14 protein-coding genes and 1 pseudogene are annotated in these 15,403 nt (G+C 75.8%); 6 read left to right on the top strand and 9 right to left on the bottom strand.

The window, feature by feature from the left end:
* From GA0115242_RS29080 to GA0115242_RS29070, 3 genes are all read right to left on the bottom strand, one after another.
* A partial coding sequence (locus GA0115242_RS29080; RefSeq protein ID WP_161353342.1) for a PTS transporter subunit EIIB occupies nt 1-313 on the bottom strand: 313 nt, incomplete at its 3' end.
* A gap of 16 nt (nt 314-329) precedes the next feature.
* A complete protein-coding gene (gene murQ / locus GA0115242_RS29075) occupies nt 330-1,265 on the bottom strand; it encodes an N-acetylmuramic acid 6-phosphate etherase (RefSeq protein ID WP_093833673.1) in 936 nt (311 codons plus the stop codon).
* Between the two features lie 254 nt (nt 1,266-1,519).
* Nucleotides 1,520-2,485 carry a MurR/RpiR family transcriptional regulator gene (locus tag GA0115242_RS29070; RefSeq protein WP_256089787.1) on the bottom strand — a complete coding sequence of 322 codons (966 nt, stop codon included), beginning with the start codon at nt 2,483-2,485 and terminating at the stop codon, nt 1,520-1,522.
* Nucleotides 2,486-2,541: 56 nt separating this feature from the next.
* Between GA0115242_RS29070 and GA0115242_RS29065 the strand changes: the two genes are divergently transcribed.
* A complete protein-coding gene (locus tag GA0115242_RS29065; RefSeq protein ID WP_093833679.1) occupies nt 2,542-2,925 on the top strand; it encodes a hypothetical protein in 384 nt (127 codons plus the stop codon).
* Nucleotides 2,922-3,206: a DUF4031 domain-containing protein gene (locus tag GA0115242_RS29060; protein WP_093833669.1), complete on the top strand. Its 285-nt coding sequence runs from the start codon at nt 2,922-2,924 to the stop codon at nt 3,204-3,206. The genes GA0115242_RS29065 and GA0115242_RS29060 overlap by 4 nt, the downstream gene beginning before the upstream one ends.
* On the opposite strand, the gene GA0115242_RS29055 is transcribed toward GA0115242_RS29060, so the two are convergent.
* Nucleotides 3,160-4,296 (bottom strand): GNAT family N-acetyltransferase, encoded by a 1,137-nt coding sequence (locus GA0115242_RS29055; protein ID WP_093833667.1) that lies wholly within the window; start codon nt 4,294-4,296, stop codon nt 3,160-3,162. The two genes, GA0115242_RS29060 and GA0115242_RS29055, sit on opposite strands and share 47 nt — an antisense overlap.
* Before the next feature lie 27 nt (nt 4,297-4,323).
* Nucleotides 4,324-4,992, bottom strand: a complete 669-nt coding sequence (locus tag GA0115242_RS29050) for an HD domain-containing protein (protein ID WP_093833665.1) — start codon at nt 4,990-4,992, stop codon at nt 4,324-4,326.
* A 187-nt stretch (nt 4,993-5,179) separates the two neighbouring features.
* On the opposite strand from GA0115242_RS29050, the gene GA0115242_RS29045 reads away from it, so the two are divergent.
* The gene (locus GA0115242_RS29045; protein ID WP_093833663.1) at nt 5,180-5,989 is read left to right on the top strand and encodes a copper homeostasis protein CutC; all 810 of its coding nucleotides are present in this window, start codon (nt 5,180-5,182) and stop codon (nt 5,987-5,989) included.
* Nucleotides 5,990-6,114: 125 nt separating this feature from the next.
* A complete protein-coding gene (locus tag GA0115242_RS29040) occupies nt 6,115-7,761 on the top strand; it encodes a DNA repair helicase XPB (RefSeq protein ID WP_093833677.1) in 1,647 nt (548 codons plus the stop codon).
* 5 nt (nt 7,762-7,766) lie between these two features.
* On the opposite strand, the pseudogene GA0115242_RS29035 reads toward GA0115242_RS29040, so the two are convergent.
* Nucleotides 7,767-8,858 (bottom strand): annotated as a pseudogene (locus tag GA0115242_RS29035) (glycosyltransferase 87 family protein); the annotation flags it as partial.
* 17 nt (nt 8,859-8,875) lie between these two features.
* Complete coding sequence (locus GA0115242_RS29030) at nt 8,876-9,061, bottom strand: hypothetical protein (protein WP_093833661.1); 186 nt, start codon at nt 9,059-9,061, stop codon at nt 8,876-8,878.
* 259 nt (nt 9,062-9,320) lie between these two features.
* Between GA0115242_RS29030 and GA0115242_RS29025 the strand changes: the two genes are divergently transcribed.
* Complete coding sequence (locus GA0115242_RS29025) at nt 9,321-9,878, top strand: SMI1/KNR4 family protein (protein WP_093833659.1); 558 nt, start codon at nt 9,321-9,323, stop codon at nt 9,876-9,878.
* 285 nt (nt 9,879-10,163) lie between these two features.
* Nucleotides 10,164-12,266: a HelD family protein gene (locus tag GA0115242_RS29020; RefSeq protein WP_176729934.1), complete on the top strand. Its 2,103-nt coding sequence runs from the start codon at nt 10,164-10,166 to the stop codon at nt 12,264-12,266.
* 96 nt (nt 12,267-12,362) lie between these two features.
* Here the strand turns inward: GA0115242_RS29020 and GA0115242_RS42580 are convergent, their stop codons facing one another.
* A complete protein-coding gene (locus GA0115242_RS42580) occupies nt 12,363-12,563 on the bottom strand; it encodes a WYL domain-containing protein (RefSeq protein WP_370672328.1) in 201 nt (66 codons plus the stop codon).
* A 37-nt stretch (nt 12,564-12,600) separates the two neighbouring features.
* Nucleotides 12,601-15,063: a helicase-associated domain-containing protein gene (locus tag GA0115242_RS29015; protein ID WP_370672327.1), complete on the bottom strand. Its 2,463-nt coding sequence runs from the start codon at nt 15,061-15,063 to the stop codon at nt 12,601-12,603.
* Nucleotides 15,064-15,403 lie beyond the last annotated feature (340 nt).

Below are 15,403 nucleotides of genomic sequence, written 5' to 3'. Positions count from 1 at the left end.
CCCCGGCCGGGACCGCGACCGGCCCCGGACCCGCCTCCGCGTGCGCTGCCGCGTCCGCCAGCATCGTCCGCAGCTCCGCGGTGACCCTGGCGACCGCGCCGGGGCCCAGCACCACCTGGTACGTCTGCCCGTCGGTGACCACGCCGAGCACCCCGGGCACCGCCCGCACCCCCTCCTCGTCGACGAGCGAGGGGTCGGCCAGGCCGAGGCGCAGCCGGGTCATGCAGTGGGCGGCGGAGGTGATGTTCGCGGCGCCGCCGACCAGCGGGAGCAGGGCGGCGGCGGTGCTGGGGTACGCGTCCGAGGTAGGCACCCCCTGAGCGTGCGGCTCAGTCGGCCGCCGTCGCGAGCGCGGCGCGCAGGTGGCCCCCCGACTCCTCCAGAAGGCGGGCGGCCGTCGGGCCGTCGACCCCGCCGAGCACCACCAGGATCGCGGACTTCACCTCGCCGCCGGTGGCCGCGAGGGCGTCCTCGATCTCGTCGTCCCCGGCCCCCGTGGCGAGCGCGACGATCCGCCGGGAGCGGGCCCGCAGCTTCTCGTTGGAGGCCCGGACGTCGACCATGAGGTTCCCGTACGTCTTGCCCAGCCGGATCATCGTGATCGTCGAGATCATGTTGAGGACCAGCTTCTGCGCCGTGCCCGCCTTCAGCCGGGTGGAGCCGGTGAGCAGTTCGGGGCCGACGACCACCTCGATGCCGTGCTCGGCCGCCGCCGCGAGCGGGCTGCCCGCGTTGCAGGACAGGCCGACGGTCAGTGCCCCCGCGGCCCGCGCGTGGTCGACGGCGCCGATCGCGTACGGGGTGCGCCCGGACGCGGAGACGCCCACCACGGCGTCGTCCGGGCCGATCTTGAGGGCGTCCAGGTCGGCGCGGGCCAGCGCGGCGGAGTCCTCGGCGCCCTCCACGGACGTCACCATCGCGTCGGGGCCGCCCGCGATCAGCCCGACCACCTGTCCCGGGCCGGTGTTGAAGGTCGGCGGGCACTCGGAGGCGTCCAGCACGCCGAGCCGCCCGGCGGTCCCCGCGCCCGCGTAGACCAGCCGGCCGCCGCGGGCCATGCGGGCGGCGACGGCGTCGATCGCGGCGGAGATGCGCGGCAGTTCGGCGGCGACGGCGGCGGGGACGGTGGCGTCCTCGCCGTTCATCAGCCGGGCGAGGTCCAGGGTGGGCAGCCGGTCGATGTCGGCCAGCTCCGGCCGGAAGGCCTCGGTGGTGAGCGAGGCCAGCTCGGCACGCAGATCACGCGGGTCGGACGTGGAGGTCATGAAGGGGCGGCTCTTTCCGGGCGGGTGCGGATGCGGGAGGCGCGCGGCGGTCCGGCGGTGCCGGGTGCGCGGACGGCGGGGAGGAGCGGGGGCGGGGCCGGGTGCTCCGGTGGAGCGGCGGCCGGATTCACCGGTGGGGCGGCGGCCGGGGTGCCCGGGTGGGGCGGCGGCGGGGGTGTCCGGGTGGGCGCCGGGTCGGCACCGGTCCGGGGTGCCGGGGTGCCGGGGTGCCGAGGTGCCGGGGTGGTGGGTTCTCAGCGGCGGTGGCGGTGGGCCAGGGCCTCGTAGGACGCCGAGAGGGCGGGTGCCGCCGTCTCGTACGTGCCCTGGGCCACGCCCACGAACAGGCAGTCCACGACCAGGAGTTGGCTGGTCCTGGACGACATCGCGGCCGGGCGCAGCTCGCTCTCCCGGGCGGTGGACGTCGTCAGCACGTGGTCGGCGTACTGGGTGACGGGACCGTCCGGGCGGCCGGTGATCGCCACCGTCGTCGCGCCGCGTTCGAAGGCGACCCGCAGCGGCTCGATGACGTCCCCGGTGGAGCCCGAGTGGGTGATCGCGATCGCCACGTCACCGGCGCGCAGCTGCACCGCGTTGGTGACCGCGAGGTGCGGATCGCTGTGCGCCTGGGCTATCAGCCCGATCCGCAGCAGCTTCTGGGTGAGGTCCTGGGCGACCAGGCCGGACGCCCCGACCCCGTACACGTCGGTGCGGCGGGCCCCGGCCACCGCGGCGACGGCCGCCCCGAGCTGCGCGGTGTCCAGCCCGGCGGCGGTGTCGGCGAGGGTCTGCTGCTCGTCGTAGGCGAGCTTGGCGACGACGTCGGCGATCGGGTCGTCCACCGCGATGTCCGTGGTGATGGCGGGCGCCCGCCCGGACTGCTGGTGCGCGGCCAGGCCCGCGAGCGCGAGCCGCAGGTCACGGTAGCCCGGGTAGCCGAGCAGCCGCGCGGTGCGCACGACGGTGGCCTCGCTGGTGCCGGTCAGCCCCGCGAGCCCGGTGACCGTGAGGGCGGCGCACCCGGCCGGGTCACCCGCCACCGCCTCGGCGACGCGCTGCATGGAACGGGTCATCGACGGCGCGAGGGTGCGGACCTTCGCGGCGAGGGCGGCCGGCGCGGGCGGCGCCGGGGCCGACGGGGGGTGCGGGGACTGTGGCGGCGGGGTGCCCTGCGGGACCGTCCCGGGGGGTGCGGAAGTTTCCTTCACGTCCTGGGTCACCCCTGAAAGATATTTTCGTTCCGGGTCCGGGGTCAAGAGTGCGCACAATGGAGGGCATGGAACCGATCGACCCCCTGGAACAGGCGTTGCACGCGGCGCGCGCCCTCGTGCTGGCCGACCTGGTCGCGGGCGAGGTGGCCGAGGCGGACATCGTGTCGATGGTCGAGGAGTCCGTCGTCCAGCGGCGCTGGTGGGTGGCGCAGTGGCCGCAGGGCGCCGAGTACGTGGCGGGCCTCGTCGCCCAGGACGTGCAGGACGCGCTCCTGGAGCGGTACGGCCGCTGGCCGCTGTGCCCGGTCTGCGAGGGCGGCGACCCGCACGCCCTGGAGGTCGAGCCCGAGTTGGGCGCCGACCCGCACTGGGTCTGCCACCAGGCGGGCGTCAAGGTCGCGGCGGTGGGCGCGCTCGGCGGCGCGGGCACCGGGGCGCCGTCGTCGTGACGGTGTACATCGACCCGCCGACCTGGCCCGGCCACGGACGGTTCTGGTCGCACCTGGTGAGCGACGTCTCCTACGACGAACTCCACCTGTTCGCCGCCGGGTTGGAGGTGCCCAGGCGCGCGTTCGAGCGCGACCACTACGACCTTCCGGCCCACCGGTACGAGGACGCGGTGCGGGCGGGCGCGGTCCGGGTCAGCAGCCGCGAGGTGGTGCGCCTGCTGACGGCGTCCGGACTCAGGCGTCCGAAGGGCCGCCCGGCGCCCCCGCCGACGGACCGCTAGCGGACCGCACGTACAGCCGCAGCGCCGGTTCGAGCTCCTGCCCCGCGCTGTCGAGGCGGCCGCCCGCGCGGACGAACCCGGCGCGGGCGACGACGCGTTGGGAGGCGGCGTTCTCCTCCTCGACCAGCGCGCACAGCGACCGCACGTCGTCCCTGGCCAGCGCCCAGCGGGCGAGGGCGTCCAGCGCCTCCGCCGCGTAGCCGTTGCCGCGCGCGTCCTCGACGAGGTCGTAGCCGACCTCCGCGCGGCCCTCCCCGTCCGGGACGCCGTGGAAGCCCATGCCGCCGACCGCGAGGCCGTCCGCCCGGCGCACCAGCGCGAAGAGGCCGAACTCCGGCCGGTGCACGCCCTCCCGGTACGCCTTGAGCACCATCCCGGCCGCGTCCCGGGTGCCCTGGAAGGGGCCGCCGCCGAGCCACGCGAACCCGCCGTCGCCGCCCAGCGCCAGATCGGCCGCGTCCGCGGGGGTGACGCCCTGGAGGACGAGCCGTCCGGCGGGCAGCACCAGGTCGTTGCTCCAGCGCCACGCGGTGACCGGGGCCCGGCCGGGCAGTTCGCCCCGCCCGGTGGCCCACAGCAGGGTCGGCCACGGGTCGGTGTCCGGGCGGACGTGCGGGAAGATGCGGGCGAGCACGGACCGCGCGAGCTCCGGTTCGGGGCGGTACCGGAGGCCGAGCCCGCCCGCGATGTCGTGCGTGTGCAGCAGGACCTCGGCGACCCCCATCGCCGCGAAGCCCCGGCGGTCGGCGCTTCCGAACGGATAGGGGTGGAAGCCGCGGGCCCCGCGCGGCGCGGTCCGCACGGCCGCGGCGAGCAGGGCGCCCGCCGCCTCGATCACCTGGAGCAGACCCTCGTTCCCGGTCCCGTCGTCGAGCCGCATCTCGAAGGGGACGTACCCGTCGCGGGCGCGGGCGGCCAGGTTGGCGGCGTAGGCGATCAGGTCGTCCGCGACGTGCAGCGCCGTCTCGTGGCAGCTCCAGTCGAGCCCGAGCGCCCGCACCCCCGTCCAGTCCCGGTCCACCGCGCCGCGCAGCGTGGTCACGCAGCCCGCGACCGCCTCGTCCACCAGGTCCCCGCCGTCGTCCGACATGGCCCGCACCCTAGGCTCCGCGAGCGGTCAGGGCGACAGCATTTCCAGTTCCGCGGTCAGGTTGCGGCGCGCCGCCGCCTCCCACTCCCGGGCCCCGTGCGGGGTCCGGTACAGCCGGGGACGGTCGAGGAGCCCGCGCAGGATCGCGCCGCGGCCCGTCCGGAAGTCGCCGTCGGGCACGAAGTGGTACTCCTGCCGGACGGCCGCCGTGTACGCGGCGTACCGCGACGGCGGCGCGGCGAGGATCGCCAGGTCGGCGTCGCACAGGGCCTGGCCGTCGCGGTCGTCGTCGGCGGGGTCGTGGGTGAGGGTCAGCCGCACCAGCCGGGCCACCTCCGCGGTCCGCGCCGCGCCCACCCCGGCCTCGGGCAGCGCCCGTTCGGCGAGCCGGGCCGACCGCTCCTCGTTGGTGGAGCGCTCCGGCAGGTAGACGGCGTCGTGGAACCAGGCGGCGAGCCGCACCGCGTGCGGGTCGCCGGCGTACCGCGCCAGCGTGTCGAGATGGTCGAGGACGGCCGCCAGATGAGCCACCGTGTGGTACCGCCGCTGCGGCTCCGACCAGCGGCGCAGCAGCGCGTCGGCGTACCGCAGGGGGTCGGGCGGCGGGTCGCCCTCGCGGGGGTCGTGCGGTCCGCCGTCGCGGGCGGCGAGCAGGGTGTGCTGCCAGCGGGAGCGCAGCGCGTCGAGGTCGGCCATGCCCGCATTCTCCCGCCGGGGGCGGCGGGGACGCCCGGCGCGGTCCTGACCGGCGGCCTGACCGGCGGCCGGACCGGCGGCCGGGCGGGACCGTCGATCTTCGGCCGAACGCCGCTCTCCCCGGTGAGCCGGTCCTGAGACAGGCGTACCCTGAATTGGACTAGACCTATAGCAGGAATGGGGACCCATGAGCAACCGCGCAGTCCTGGAGGTGATCGCCCTCGACGCCGGGGACGCCGTCGCCGCCCAGGCCGGAGGCGCCGACCGGCTGGAGCTGGTCACCGACATGGCGGCCGACGGACTCACCCCGTCGCCCGGCACGTTCGCCGCGATCCGCGCCGCCGTCGACATCCCGCTGCGCGTGATGCTGCGGCTCACCGACGGCTTCGCGGCCGGTTCCGCCGCCGACCGGGAGCGCCTGGTCCGCACCGCCGGGCAGCTACGGGCCGCGGGCGCGCGGGAGTTCGTCCTCGGGTTCCTCGACGGTGACGGCGCGGTCGACGTGCCCGCCGTCGAGGAGCTGGTCGGCGCGCTCGACGGCTGCTCCTGGACGTTCCACCGGGCCCTGGACCACGCGGCCGACCGCGACGCCCTGCGCAAGCAGCTCGACGGGCTCCCCGGCCTCGACACCTACCTGACCGCCGGTTCCGCCGCCGGGGTCGACGACGGCCTGCCCGTCCTGCTCGCGGAGGCGGCCCGCCGGGGTGAGCCCGGGTACGAGCAGACCGTCCTCGTCGGCGGCGGCCTGCGCCTCGACCACGTCCCGCGGCTGCGCGCCGCCGGTCTCGACGCCTTCCACATCGGCGGCGCGGCCCGCCCCGACGGCTGGAACCACCCGGTCTCGGCCACGGCGGTGGCCCGCTGGCGCAACGCGGTGGACGCGACGAACCCGACCGACACACCGACCACGCCCCCCGACACCCGCGCCCCGGCGGAGCCCGCCGGGCTGAACGGGGCGAAGGGAGCGAACGGGGTGGAGGAGACGGTCGGGGGGTGACGGGGGGTCTCTGGGGGCCCGTGGGGCTCATGAGGCCCCCTTCCCCGTACCCCCCGCTCCCCGGCGGTTAGGGCACACTGGAGGTTTGGCCGGACGTCGGCCGGAACGGAAAGGGTGTGCCGCGCGTGAATGGTCCGCTGATCGTTCAGTCAGACAAGACCCTGCTCCTGGAGGTCGACCACGAGCAGGCCGACGAGTGCCGGCGTGCCATCGCCGCCTTCGCGGAGCTGGAGCGGGCCCCCGAGCACATCCACACCTACCGGGTGACCCCGCTCGGCCTGTGGAACGCGCGTGCCGCCGGGCACGACGCCGAACAGGTCGTCGACGCGCTCGTGCAGTTCAGCCGCTACCCCGTGCCGCACGCCCTGCTCGTCGACGTCGCCGAGACGATGGACCGCTACGGCCGCCTCACCCTCAGCAAGCACCCCACCCACGGCCTGGTCCTCACCACCACCGACCGCCCGGTCCTGGAGGAGGTGCTGCGCTCCAAGCGGATCGCCCCGCTGGTCGGCGCCCGCATCGACCCCGACACCGTCGCCGTCCACCCCTCCGAGCGCGGCCAGATCAAGCAGACCCTGCTCAAGCTGGGCTGGCCCGCCGAGGACCTCGCCGGGTACGTCGACGGCGAGGCGCACGCGATCGACCTGGCCGAGGACGGCTGGGCGCTGCGCCCCTACCAGCGGCAGGCCGTCGAGAACTTCTGGCACGGCGGCAGCGGCGTCGTCGTGCTGCCCTGCGGCGCGGGCAAGACGCTGGTCGGCGCCGGGGCCATGGCACAGGCGAAGTCCACCACGCTCATCCTCGTCACCAACACCGTCTCGGCCCGGCAGTGGAAGCACGAGCTGATCAGGCGGACCTCCCTCACCGAGGAGGAGATCGGCGAGTACAGCGGGACGCGGAAGGAGATCCGGCCCGTCACCATCGCGACCTACCAGGTGCTGACCACCCGGCGCAAAGGCGTCTACCCGCACCTGGAGTTGTTCGACTCCCGCGACTGGGGCCTGATCCTCTACGACGAGGTGCACCTGCTGCCCGCGCCCGTCTTCAAGTTCACCGCCGACCTCCAGGCCAGGCGCAGGCTCGGCCTCACCGCCACCCTGGTGCGCGAGGACGGCCGCGAGTCGGACGTCTTCTCCCTCATCGGGCCCAAGCGCTTCGACGCGCCCTGGAAGGAGATCGAGGCCCAGGGCTACATCGCCCCCGCCGACTGCGTCGAGGTCCGCGTCAACCTCACCGACAGCGAGCGGATCGCCTACGCCACCGCCGAGACGGAGGAGAAGTACCGCTTCTGCGCCACCACCGCCACCAAGCGGCGGGTCACGGAGGCGATCGTGCGCCGGTTCGCCGGTCAGCAGATCCTCGTCATCGGCCAGTACATCGACCAGCTCGACGAACTCGGCGAACACCTCGACGCGCCCGTCATCAAGGGCGAGACCACCAACGCCCAGCGCGAGAAGCTCTTCGACGCCTTCCGCGAGGGCGAGATCAGCGTGCTCGTCGTCTCGAAGGTCGCCAACTTCTCCATCGACCTGCCGGAGGCGACCGTCGCCGTCCAGGTCTCCGGCACGTTCGGATCACGCCAGGAGGAGGCCCAGCGCCTCGGCCGGGTGCTGCGCCCCAAGGCCGACGGCCACCAGGCGCACTTCTACTCCGTCGTCGCCCGCGACACCGTCGACCAGGACTTCGCCGCCCACCGCCAGCGCTTCCTCGCCGAGCAGGGGTACGCGTACCGGATCGTCGACGCCGACGAACTCCTCGCCGAGGAGAAGTAGCCCAGCCACCCGCAGCCCAGCAGGCCGAGCCCCAGCAGCGGGTACGGCGCCGCCAGCGGCTGCTGCCACCACGGGAACCGCAGGTCGCGGTCCCCGGCGTGCGGCAGCAGCCACATGGTGCGGGCCGTGAACACCACCGCCACCGCGCCCGCCGTCCGCCACCGGCCGTCCGCCGCCAGCACGGCCAGCAGCGGCACGCACCACACCCAGTGGTGCGACCAGCTGATCGGCGACACCAGCAGCGCCGTGAACGCCGTCACCAGCACCCCGTACCGCTCGTCCGCCGACCGCCCGGCCCGCCACAGCCCCAGCGCGCCGACCGCCGCCACCGGCAGCGCCCACAGCGGCCCGGGGGCCGGATCGCCCAGGGCCCGCGCGATCAGACCCGGCAGCGACTGGTTGTCGATGATCCACACCTTGCCGACCCGGCCGGTCTCCCAGAGACGGCGGGTGAAGAAGTCCACGGTCGCGGACGGCAGCACGAGCAGCCCGAGGACGAACGTCACGGCCGCGGCGCCCGCCGCCGTCGCCGCCTCCCGGTGGCGGCGCCGCAGCAGCAGGTAGACCACGAACACCGCGGGCGTCAGCTTGATCCCCGCCGCGATCCCGATCGCCGCGCCCCGCCACCGGGCACCCGGCGCCCGGGTGAGGTCCCACAGGACCAGCCCCGCCAGCGCGAGGTTGACCTGCCCGAACAGGACCGTCTGGAAGACGGGTTCGAGCCAGAGGGCGAGCGCGGTCGCCGCGCACAGCGACGGCAGCGGCAGGGACCGTCCGGCCAGACGCGCGGAGAGGCGGACGAACCAGGCGAGCAGGAGCGCGTTGCCCGCGAGGAAGAGCGCCTTGAGGAGCGGCACCGGCAGCGCGGCGGCCGGGGCGAACAGCAGCGCCGCGAACGGGGGATAGGTGGCCGGGAGCCGCCACTGGGTGACGGTGAAGCCGTAGAGGTCGCCGCCGTGGACGACGGCCTCGCCCTCGGCCCGGTAGACCAGCACGTCGGCCATCGGCAGGCCCTGCGTCAGACACAGGACGGCGAAGCAGCAGAGCGAGAGGGGGAGCAGGAGGACGGAGGTCGCTGTGCGTGCTCGGCGGGTCACCCGGTGACCCTAGACGGTCACCTGCGGCGCACGCCCGCCTCCTCGCCGTACTCGCCGAGTATGACGACGTCGACCGCCGCGCCCGCGAAGACCTTGACGGCCCGCAGGGCGTCACCGAGGCGGTGGGAGTGGCTGCCCGTGACGGCCGTGGCACCGCGCGGCCGGGGCGGGACGGGGGCTGGGTGGAGGATCGCTGCGCTCATGACTCCATGGTGGCTTTCGGGACATAAGGACCGCATCGGTCTGTGGACGGAACCCGGGTGGAGCCGCTCTCCACCCGGGGGCAGAGCCCGTTCACCCGGCAGAGGGACCCCTTCCCCTAGGGGGTGTCCGGCTCCGTACACCGGGTGTCCGATCTCCCGGGGTGTCCGGGGGGCCGTCGCGGGGTCGGGCCCGACCCGGTTGTCAGTGGGGCGTGTGAAGGTGTCCGTGACCCACCGCACTCACCATCGGAGTTCCGCAATGACGACCCCCTCACCCCTGACGGTCGCGGAATGGCGCGCGTTCCTCACCGACTTCAACGCCCGGCACATCGACTCGGACGAGGTCCGCGAGGCCGTCGCCGAGCACCGCCAGGTCATCAGCGCGGAGCGGCTCGCGGCCGGGTGGGCGGGCACCGGACCGGCGGACGAGGGCACGATCGCGGCGGCCGAGGAGCGGCTCGGCATCCGCCTTCCCCTCTCCTACCGCACCTTTCTCCAGGTCAGCGACGGCTGGGAGGACATAGGCCCGGTCGACCTGTACCCGGTCGGGGACGTCGGCTGGTTCGCCGACCTGTGCGCCGACCTCGTCGAGGCGTGGTCCGACCTGGACTTCTTCGCGGAGCAGCTCGCCGTGCTCAAGCGGTGCCTGCTGATCGGCGACGACAACGGCGGCAGCGGCTGCTACTGGCTGCTGCACGCCGACGGCGTCCAGGAGAACGGCGAGTGGACCGCGTACGAGTGGTGGCCCGGCGACGGCGACGACCCCGAGCCCTACGCCGACTTCGCCGCCATGGCCCGGGAAGCGGTGCACCCCTAGGACCTCCCCGCCGGACCCGCCGGACCCGCCGGACCCGGTGGACCCGCCGGGCCCGGTGGCCGTGGTCTCCCGCCGGGCGGGCGCCCGCGACCACCCGGGCACCCGGGCACCCGGGCATCCGGGCACCCGGAAAACAGTTGGCCCCCGCATCCGTCCCTGCCCTACACTCTCCGCCTTGCCCGCCTCCCCCCGGAGTGCCGCCGACCGGACGGAAACCGGTCGGCAAGCCGTCACCCCGCGCCCACCTCGCGCGCGTCCCACCGCAGGCCCCCCGGAGGCACCACCTTGTCCACGCCCGTCGGCGACGACCCGCTCGCCCGCGAACGCACCCACCTCGCCGAGTCCCGCTCCGCGCTGCGCGCCATGCGCGAGGACGTCGAGTCCCTCGACATCAGCAACGTCACCGGGAACTGGGTCAACGCCCAGGTGCTCGCCCGCCAGATCGACGAGCGCGTCAAGGCGCTCGCCGACCTCAGCCACACCCCGCTCTTCTTCGGCCGCCTCGACTACCTGCACGCGCCCGGCGGCGAGCGGGCCGAGGGCGCGGGCGGCGAGCGGTTCTACATCGGCCGCCGGCACGTCCACGACCACGACGGCGACCCCATGGTCATCGACTGGCGGGCACCGGTCTCCCAGCCGTTCTACCGGGCGTCCAAGACCGACCCGCTGGACGTCGGGCTGCGCCGCCGCTTCGGCTACACCGGCGGCGACCTCACCGCCTACGAGGACGAGCACCTCTCCGACCCGGCCGAGGCCGCCCGCACCAGCCAGCTCCTCCAGCGGGAGATCGAGCGCCCGCGCGTCGGCCCCATGCGGGACATCGTCGCCACGATCCAGCCCGAGCAGGACGAGATCGTCCGCAGCGGCCTCGGCGGCACCGTCTGCGTCCAGGGCGGCCCCGGCACCGGCAAGACCGCCGTCGGCCTGCACCGTGTCGCCTACCTCCTCTACGCCCACCGCGAGCGCCTCGCCCGCACCGGCACCCTGGTCATCGGGCCGAACCGCTCCTTCCTCCACTACATCGAGCAGGTGCTGCCCGCGCTCGGCGAGCTGGCGGTCCAGCAGGCCACCGTCGACGACCTGGTCGGGCAGGTCGAGGTGACCGGCACCGACCCGGCGCCGACCGCGATCGTCAAGGGCGACGCCCGGATGGCCGAGGTGCTGCGCCGGGCCGTCTACTCCCACGTCACCCTCCCCGACGAACCGGTCATGGTGGTGCGCGGATCACGCCGCTGGCGGGTCCCCGCCCACGAACTCGAAGTGATCGTCAAGGAGTTGCTCGACCGGGACATCCGCTACGGCGCCGCCCGCGAGGCCCTCCCGCAGCGCATCGCGCACGCCGTGCTGGTCCAGATGGAGCGCGCGGGCGAGGCGCCCGACGACCGGGTGCAGGACGCGGTGGCCCGCAACACCGCCGTCAAGGCCGCCGTGAAGCGGATCTGGCCGCCCGTCGACCCGGCCAAGGTCGTCCTGCGGCTGCTCACCGACGCGGAGTTCCTCGCCGAGCACGCGGACGGCGTCCTCACCGAGGACGAGCGGAGGACCGTCCTGCGGACCAAGCCGGTGCGCAGCGTGAAGTCCGCCCGGTGGTCCCTCGCGGACGCGGTGCTGATCGACGAGACCGCCGACCTCGTGCAGCGCACCCACTCCCTCGGTCATGTCGTCCTCGACGAGGCCCAGGACCTCTCCCCGATGCAGTACCGCGCCGTCGGCCGCCGCTGCACCACCGGCTCGGCGACCGTCCTCGGCGACCTCGCGCAGGGCACCACCCCCTGGGCGACCCGCAGTTGGCAGGAGGCGCTCGCCCACCTCGGCAAGTCCGACGGCGTGATCGAGGAGCTGACGGCCGGTTTCCGCGTCCCCACGGACGTCATCGGCTACGCCTCCCGGCTGCTGCCGCACATCGCGCCGGGACTTGCCCCGGTCGCCTCGGTGCGCGAGAACCCCGGCCTCTTCGCCGTCCGCGAGATCACCGGCACCGCCGAAGTGGTCGACGCCTGCCGGGAGTTGCTGGCCCACGAGGGCTCCATCGGGCTGATCGCCGCCGACGCCCGCGTCCCCGGCCTGCGCTCCGCGCTCGACGAGGCGGGCCTCGGCCACCTCGCCCCCGGCGAGGAGACGACGGCCGAGACCCGCCTCACCCTGGTCCCGGCGTCGCTGGCCAAGGGCCTGGAGTACGACTACGTCGTGCTGGACGAGCCGCGCGCCGTGGTGGACGGCGAACCCGACGAACGCACCGGCCTGCGCCGCCTGTACGTGGCCCTGACCCGGGCCGTCTCCGGCCTGGTCGTCACCCACCAGGCACCCCTCCCCGACCAGCTCGCGCCGGAGGAATCGGAGGCACCGGGGGCATCTGGGGAGTCTGCATACGTGGAGGAATCGGCGTAACTGAAGGAGTCGGAGGAACTGGAGGAACCGGAGGAACCGGCGGAACCCGGTGCGACCGCTGGAACCGGTGGAACCGGAGGAACCGTCGGGCGGGGGTTAGGAGTCCTCCTCGGCCAGCTCCGCCACCCCGGTCACCCGGTGCAGCGGAAACGTCCGCACCTCGTCCGCCGTGTGGTCGTAGGCCGTCACGAAGCCGCCCTCCACCCGGATCGGGGCGATCACCCGCTGGCTCGCGCCGCCCTCGGCGTTGACGAAGCCGATCCACAGCGCCTCGCCGGTGAGGACGGCCGCCTGCACGGTCGCGAGGGTCTCCGCCGCGCTGGTGCGCGGGAGTTCACCGGTGCCCCCGGCGCTCCCGGCCCCGGACGGCGCCTGCTTGCGGGGCGCGGTGGAGGCCAGGTCGCCCGCCCGGATCGCCCGGATCGCCGCCGCGAGCAGCGTGCCGTCCGGCGCCGGCGGGCCGTCCGGCACCGGCACCGGCGCGGCCCGCGGCGGGGTGCGGTGCGCGTCCGGCCGGGTGATCACCACGTCGCCGTCCGCCGACTCGGCCGCCGGGGCGAACCCCCATCGCGCGCAGCCCGTCGAGCAGCGCCGCCGGATCGGCCTGGGTGGCCAGCACCGTCGGCGCGAGGCGGCGCAGCCGCAGGGGCTGGGCCCGCTTGTCGGCGAGGATCTCCGACAGCAGCGCGTCGTCGTCGCACCGCAGATAGGCCGAGGCGGCGCCGACCCGCAACCGCCCGTGCCTGCGGGCCACGTCGTCGATGAGGTACGTCAGCGGCTGCGGCACCGGCGTGCGCGCGTGCGCGGCCAGGAAGGCGTGCAGGTCGGCGGCGGTCTGCCCGGCGTCGAGCGCCCGCCGCACGGAGCCGGGCGTGAACCGGTACACCGTCGCCCCGCCCTTCGACTCGACGTCCGCGAGGACCCCGAGCATCGCCGCCAGCGGGCGCTCCAGCGGGCCGGGCGCCACCGCCGTCAGGTCGGCCTGGAGCAGCACGTGGTCCAGCGGCTCGGGCAGCAGCGGGGCGAGCAGCCGTCCGGCGGCGGCCGTGGCGACGGCCTGCTCGGCGTCCGGCAGCGGCCCCGGGGCGTGGCCACCGGCGACGGCCGCGAGGGCGCCGCCCGCCGCGTGGTGGGCGGGCAGCTTGTCCCCGGGCCCGCGATCGGCCGCGCTGTCCCTGCCGTCCCTGCTGTCTCTGCCCTCCCTGCCGTCCCTGCTGTCTCTGCTGTCCCCGGTGTCGTCGGCGCGGCCGTGCGCGCCCGCGCCGCCCGCCGCGGCCCCCGGTGCCGGCAGGCCGAGCAGGGCCCGGCCCTGGGTGGAGAGGGCGCCGCGGCCGGTCACCCCGAGGAGTTCCGCCTCGGCGAGGGTCCAGCGGGCGAGCCGGGCCCGCAGGTCGTCGTCCTGCGGGGCGCCGGGCTGCGTCCCCTGCGACGGTGCGGCGGCAGCCGCCCGCAGCGGCCGTTCCCAGCGCAGCCGGGCCAGGACCGAGGCGGGCGTCGGCGCGGTGCCCTCGGGCAGCGCGGCCAGCAGCGCGAGCACCCGGTGGCGCACCTCCGGCGCGGCGGACCGGTCGAGCCCGGGGCCCAGCGCCGACAGCGAACGGTCCTTCGCGTCCCGGCCCCCGACGAGACCGGAGGTCCGGGTCGCCGTCAGCCAGGTCTCGGCGAGTCGCGCCCAGCGTTCCGCGGCGGGCCGCTCCAGCCAGGCGTCGCACTCCGGGGTGACCGCGTACCGCTCGTCGGCCTCGCCGTCGGAGGCCAGCAGCCCGGCCGCGTACGCCAGCTCGAGCCAGAACGCGCCGACCGGCTCGGGCACGTCCAGGGCGACCGCCGTGCGCTTGAGGTCCCGCACGCTCAGCCCGCCCGCGCGCAGCACCGCGGGCCCGCCCTCGTCCCACTCCTTCAGCAGCTCCTCGACGGTCGCCAGCGCCGTGTACGCCTGGCCGGCCGCCGTCGCGTCCACCACCTGGGGGCGGTGGGTCCCGGCCGGGTCCAGCGCGGGCGGCAGCGGCTCGACGCCGCGGTGCGCCCGCCCGCCGCGCAGATGCAGGGCGGCCTCCCGGGGCAGGACGACGGTCCCGGGCGCCGTCGGCAGCAGCAGCCCCCGGTCCAGGAGCCGCCGCAGCCGCGCCGCGGGCTCCGCGCTGACCTGCCCGTACGGCGGCCCCCACACCAGCCGCTCCAAGACGTCGAGGGAGTCCTCGGGCAGCTCGGCGAGGAGCGCGGCCATCCGGCGCCGGTCGGTGAACAGGGCGCTCAGCGCGGCGACGGCGGAGACCGCGTCGTGCGTCGAGGGCAGCCCGGCGGCGGTCACGATCTCCTGGATGCGGCCGGGCGACATGCCCGCCGTCGCCTCCCGCACCCCGGGTCCGAGACCGGTGGGGGAGGGGTGCTGCGGGGTCGGGGCGAGCAGTTCGCGGGCGGTGCGCACCAGCCGCAGCCGGTCGTCGCCGCCCCACACCAGGGCCTGTTCGCGCAGGGTGGCGACGGCGCGGGGCAGCGCGGCGGCGACCGTGTCGTCACCGTCGTCGCCGGTCATCAGCGCGAGCAGCGTCTCGTAGGGGGCCGGGTCGGGGGCCACCGCGAGCGCCTCGGCGGTCTGCAGCGCGAACCGGTCGAGGCGCTCCAGCGCCCGCACCACGGAGGCCCTGGTCCCGGCCCGGGTGGCGAGCTGGGTGAGGTCGGAGGGGACCGGCGTGAGGAGGTCGGGACGGCTGCGCAGCAGCACGGCCAGGGCCGCGTCGTCCCGCGAGCGGAGCGCTTCCGCGAGGGACCGGGGCGACGAGGACGGGTTGCTCATCCGACCTACGTTAGCGGGTGCCCGTGACGACCGCCGGGCGTCCAGGCGGCCCCAGGACCACGGCCCGGCGCCCTCTCGGACCCTTGCCCGCCCCGCGGACCGGCCCTGCCTCGGAGTGCCGCCCGCCCTCAGACCGGCCCCCTTGGCGCCGCCCACCACGCGGACCGTCCCCTCAGCCCCCTGCCCGCCTCGCGGGCCGGACTCCCCGCATTGCCACCCGCCCGCGCGCGGACTCCACCTGACCCCCGCCCACCATGCGAACCGTCCCCTTGGAGCGCCGCCCACCGCGCGGACCGTCCCCTCAGCCCCCTGCCCGCCTCGCGGGCCGGGCTCCCCGCAT

The organism is Streptomyces sp. SolWspMP-5a-2, assembly GCF_900091845.1.
GTDB classification, from domain to species: Bacteria; Actinomycetota; Actinomycetes; order Streptomycetales; family Streptomycetaceae; genus Streptomyces; species Streptomyces doudnae.
The sequence above is the reverse complement of the archived record's forward strand: the minus strand, read 5'-3'. Positions and strand labels throughout refer to the sequence as shown.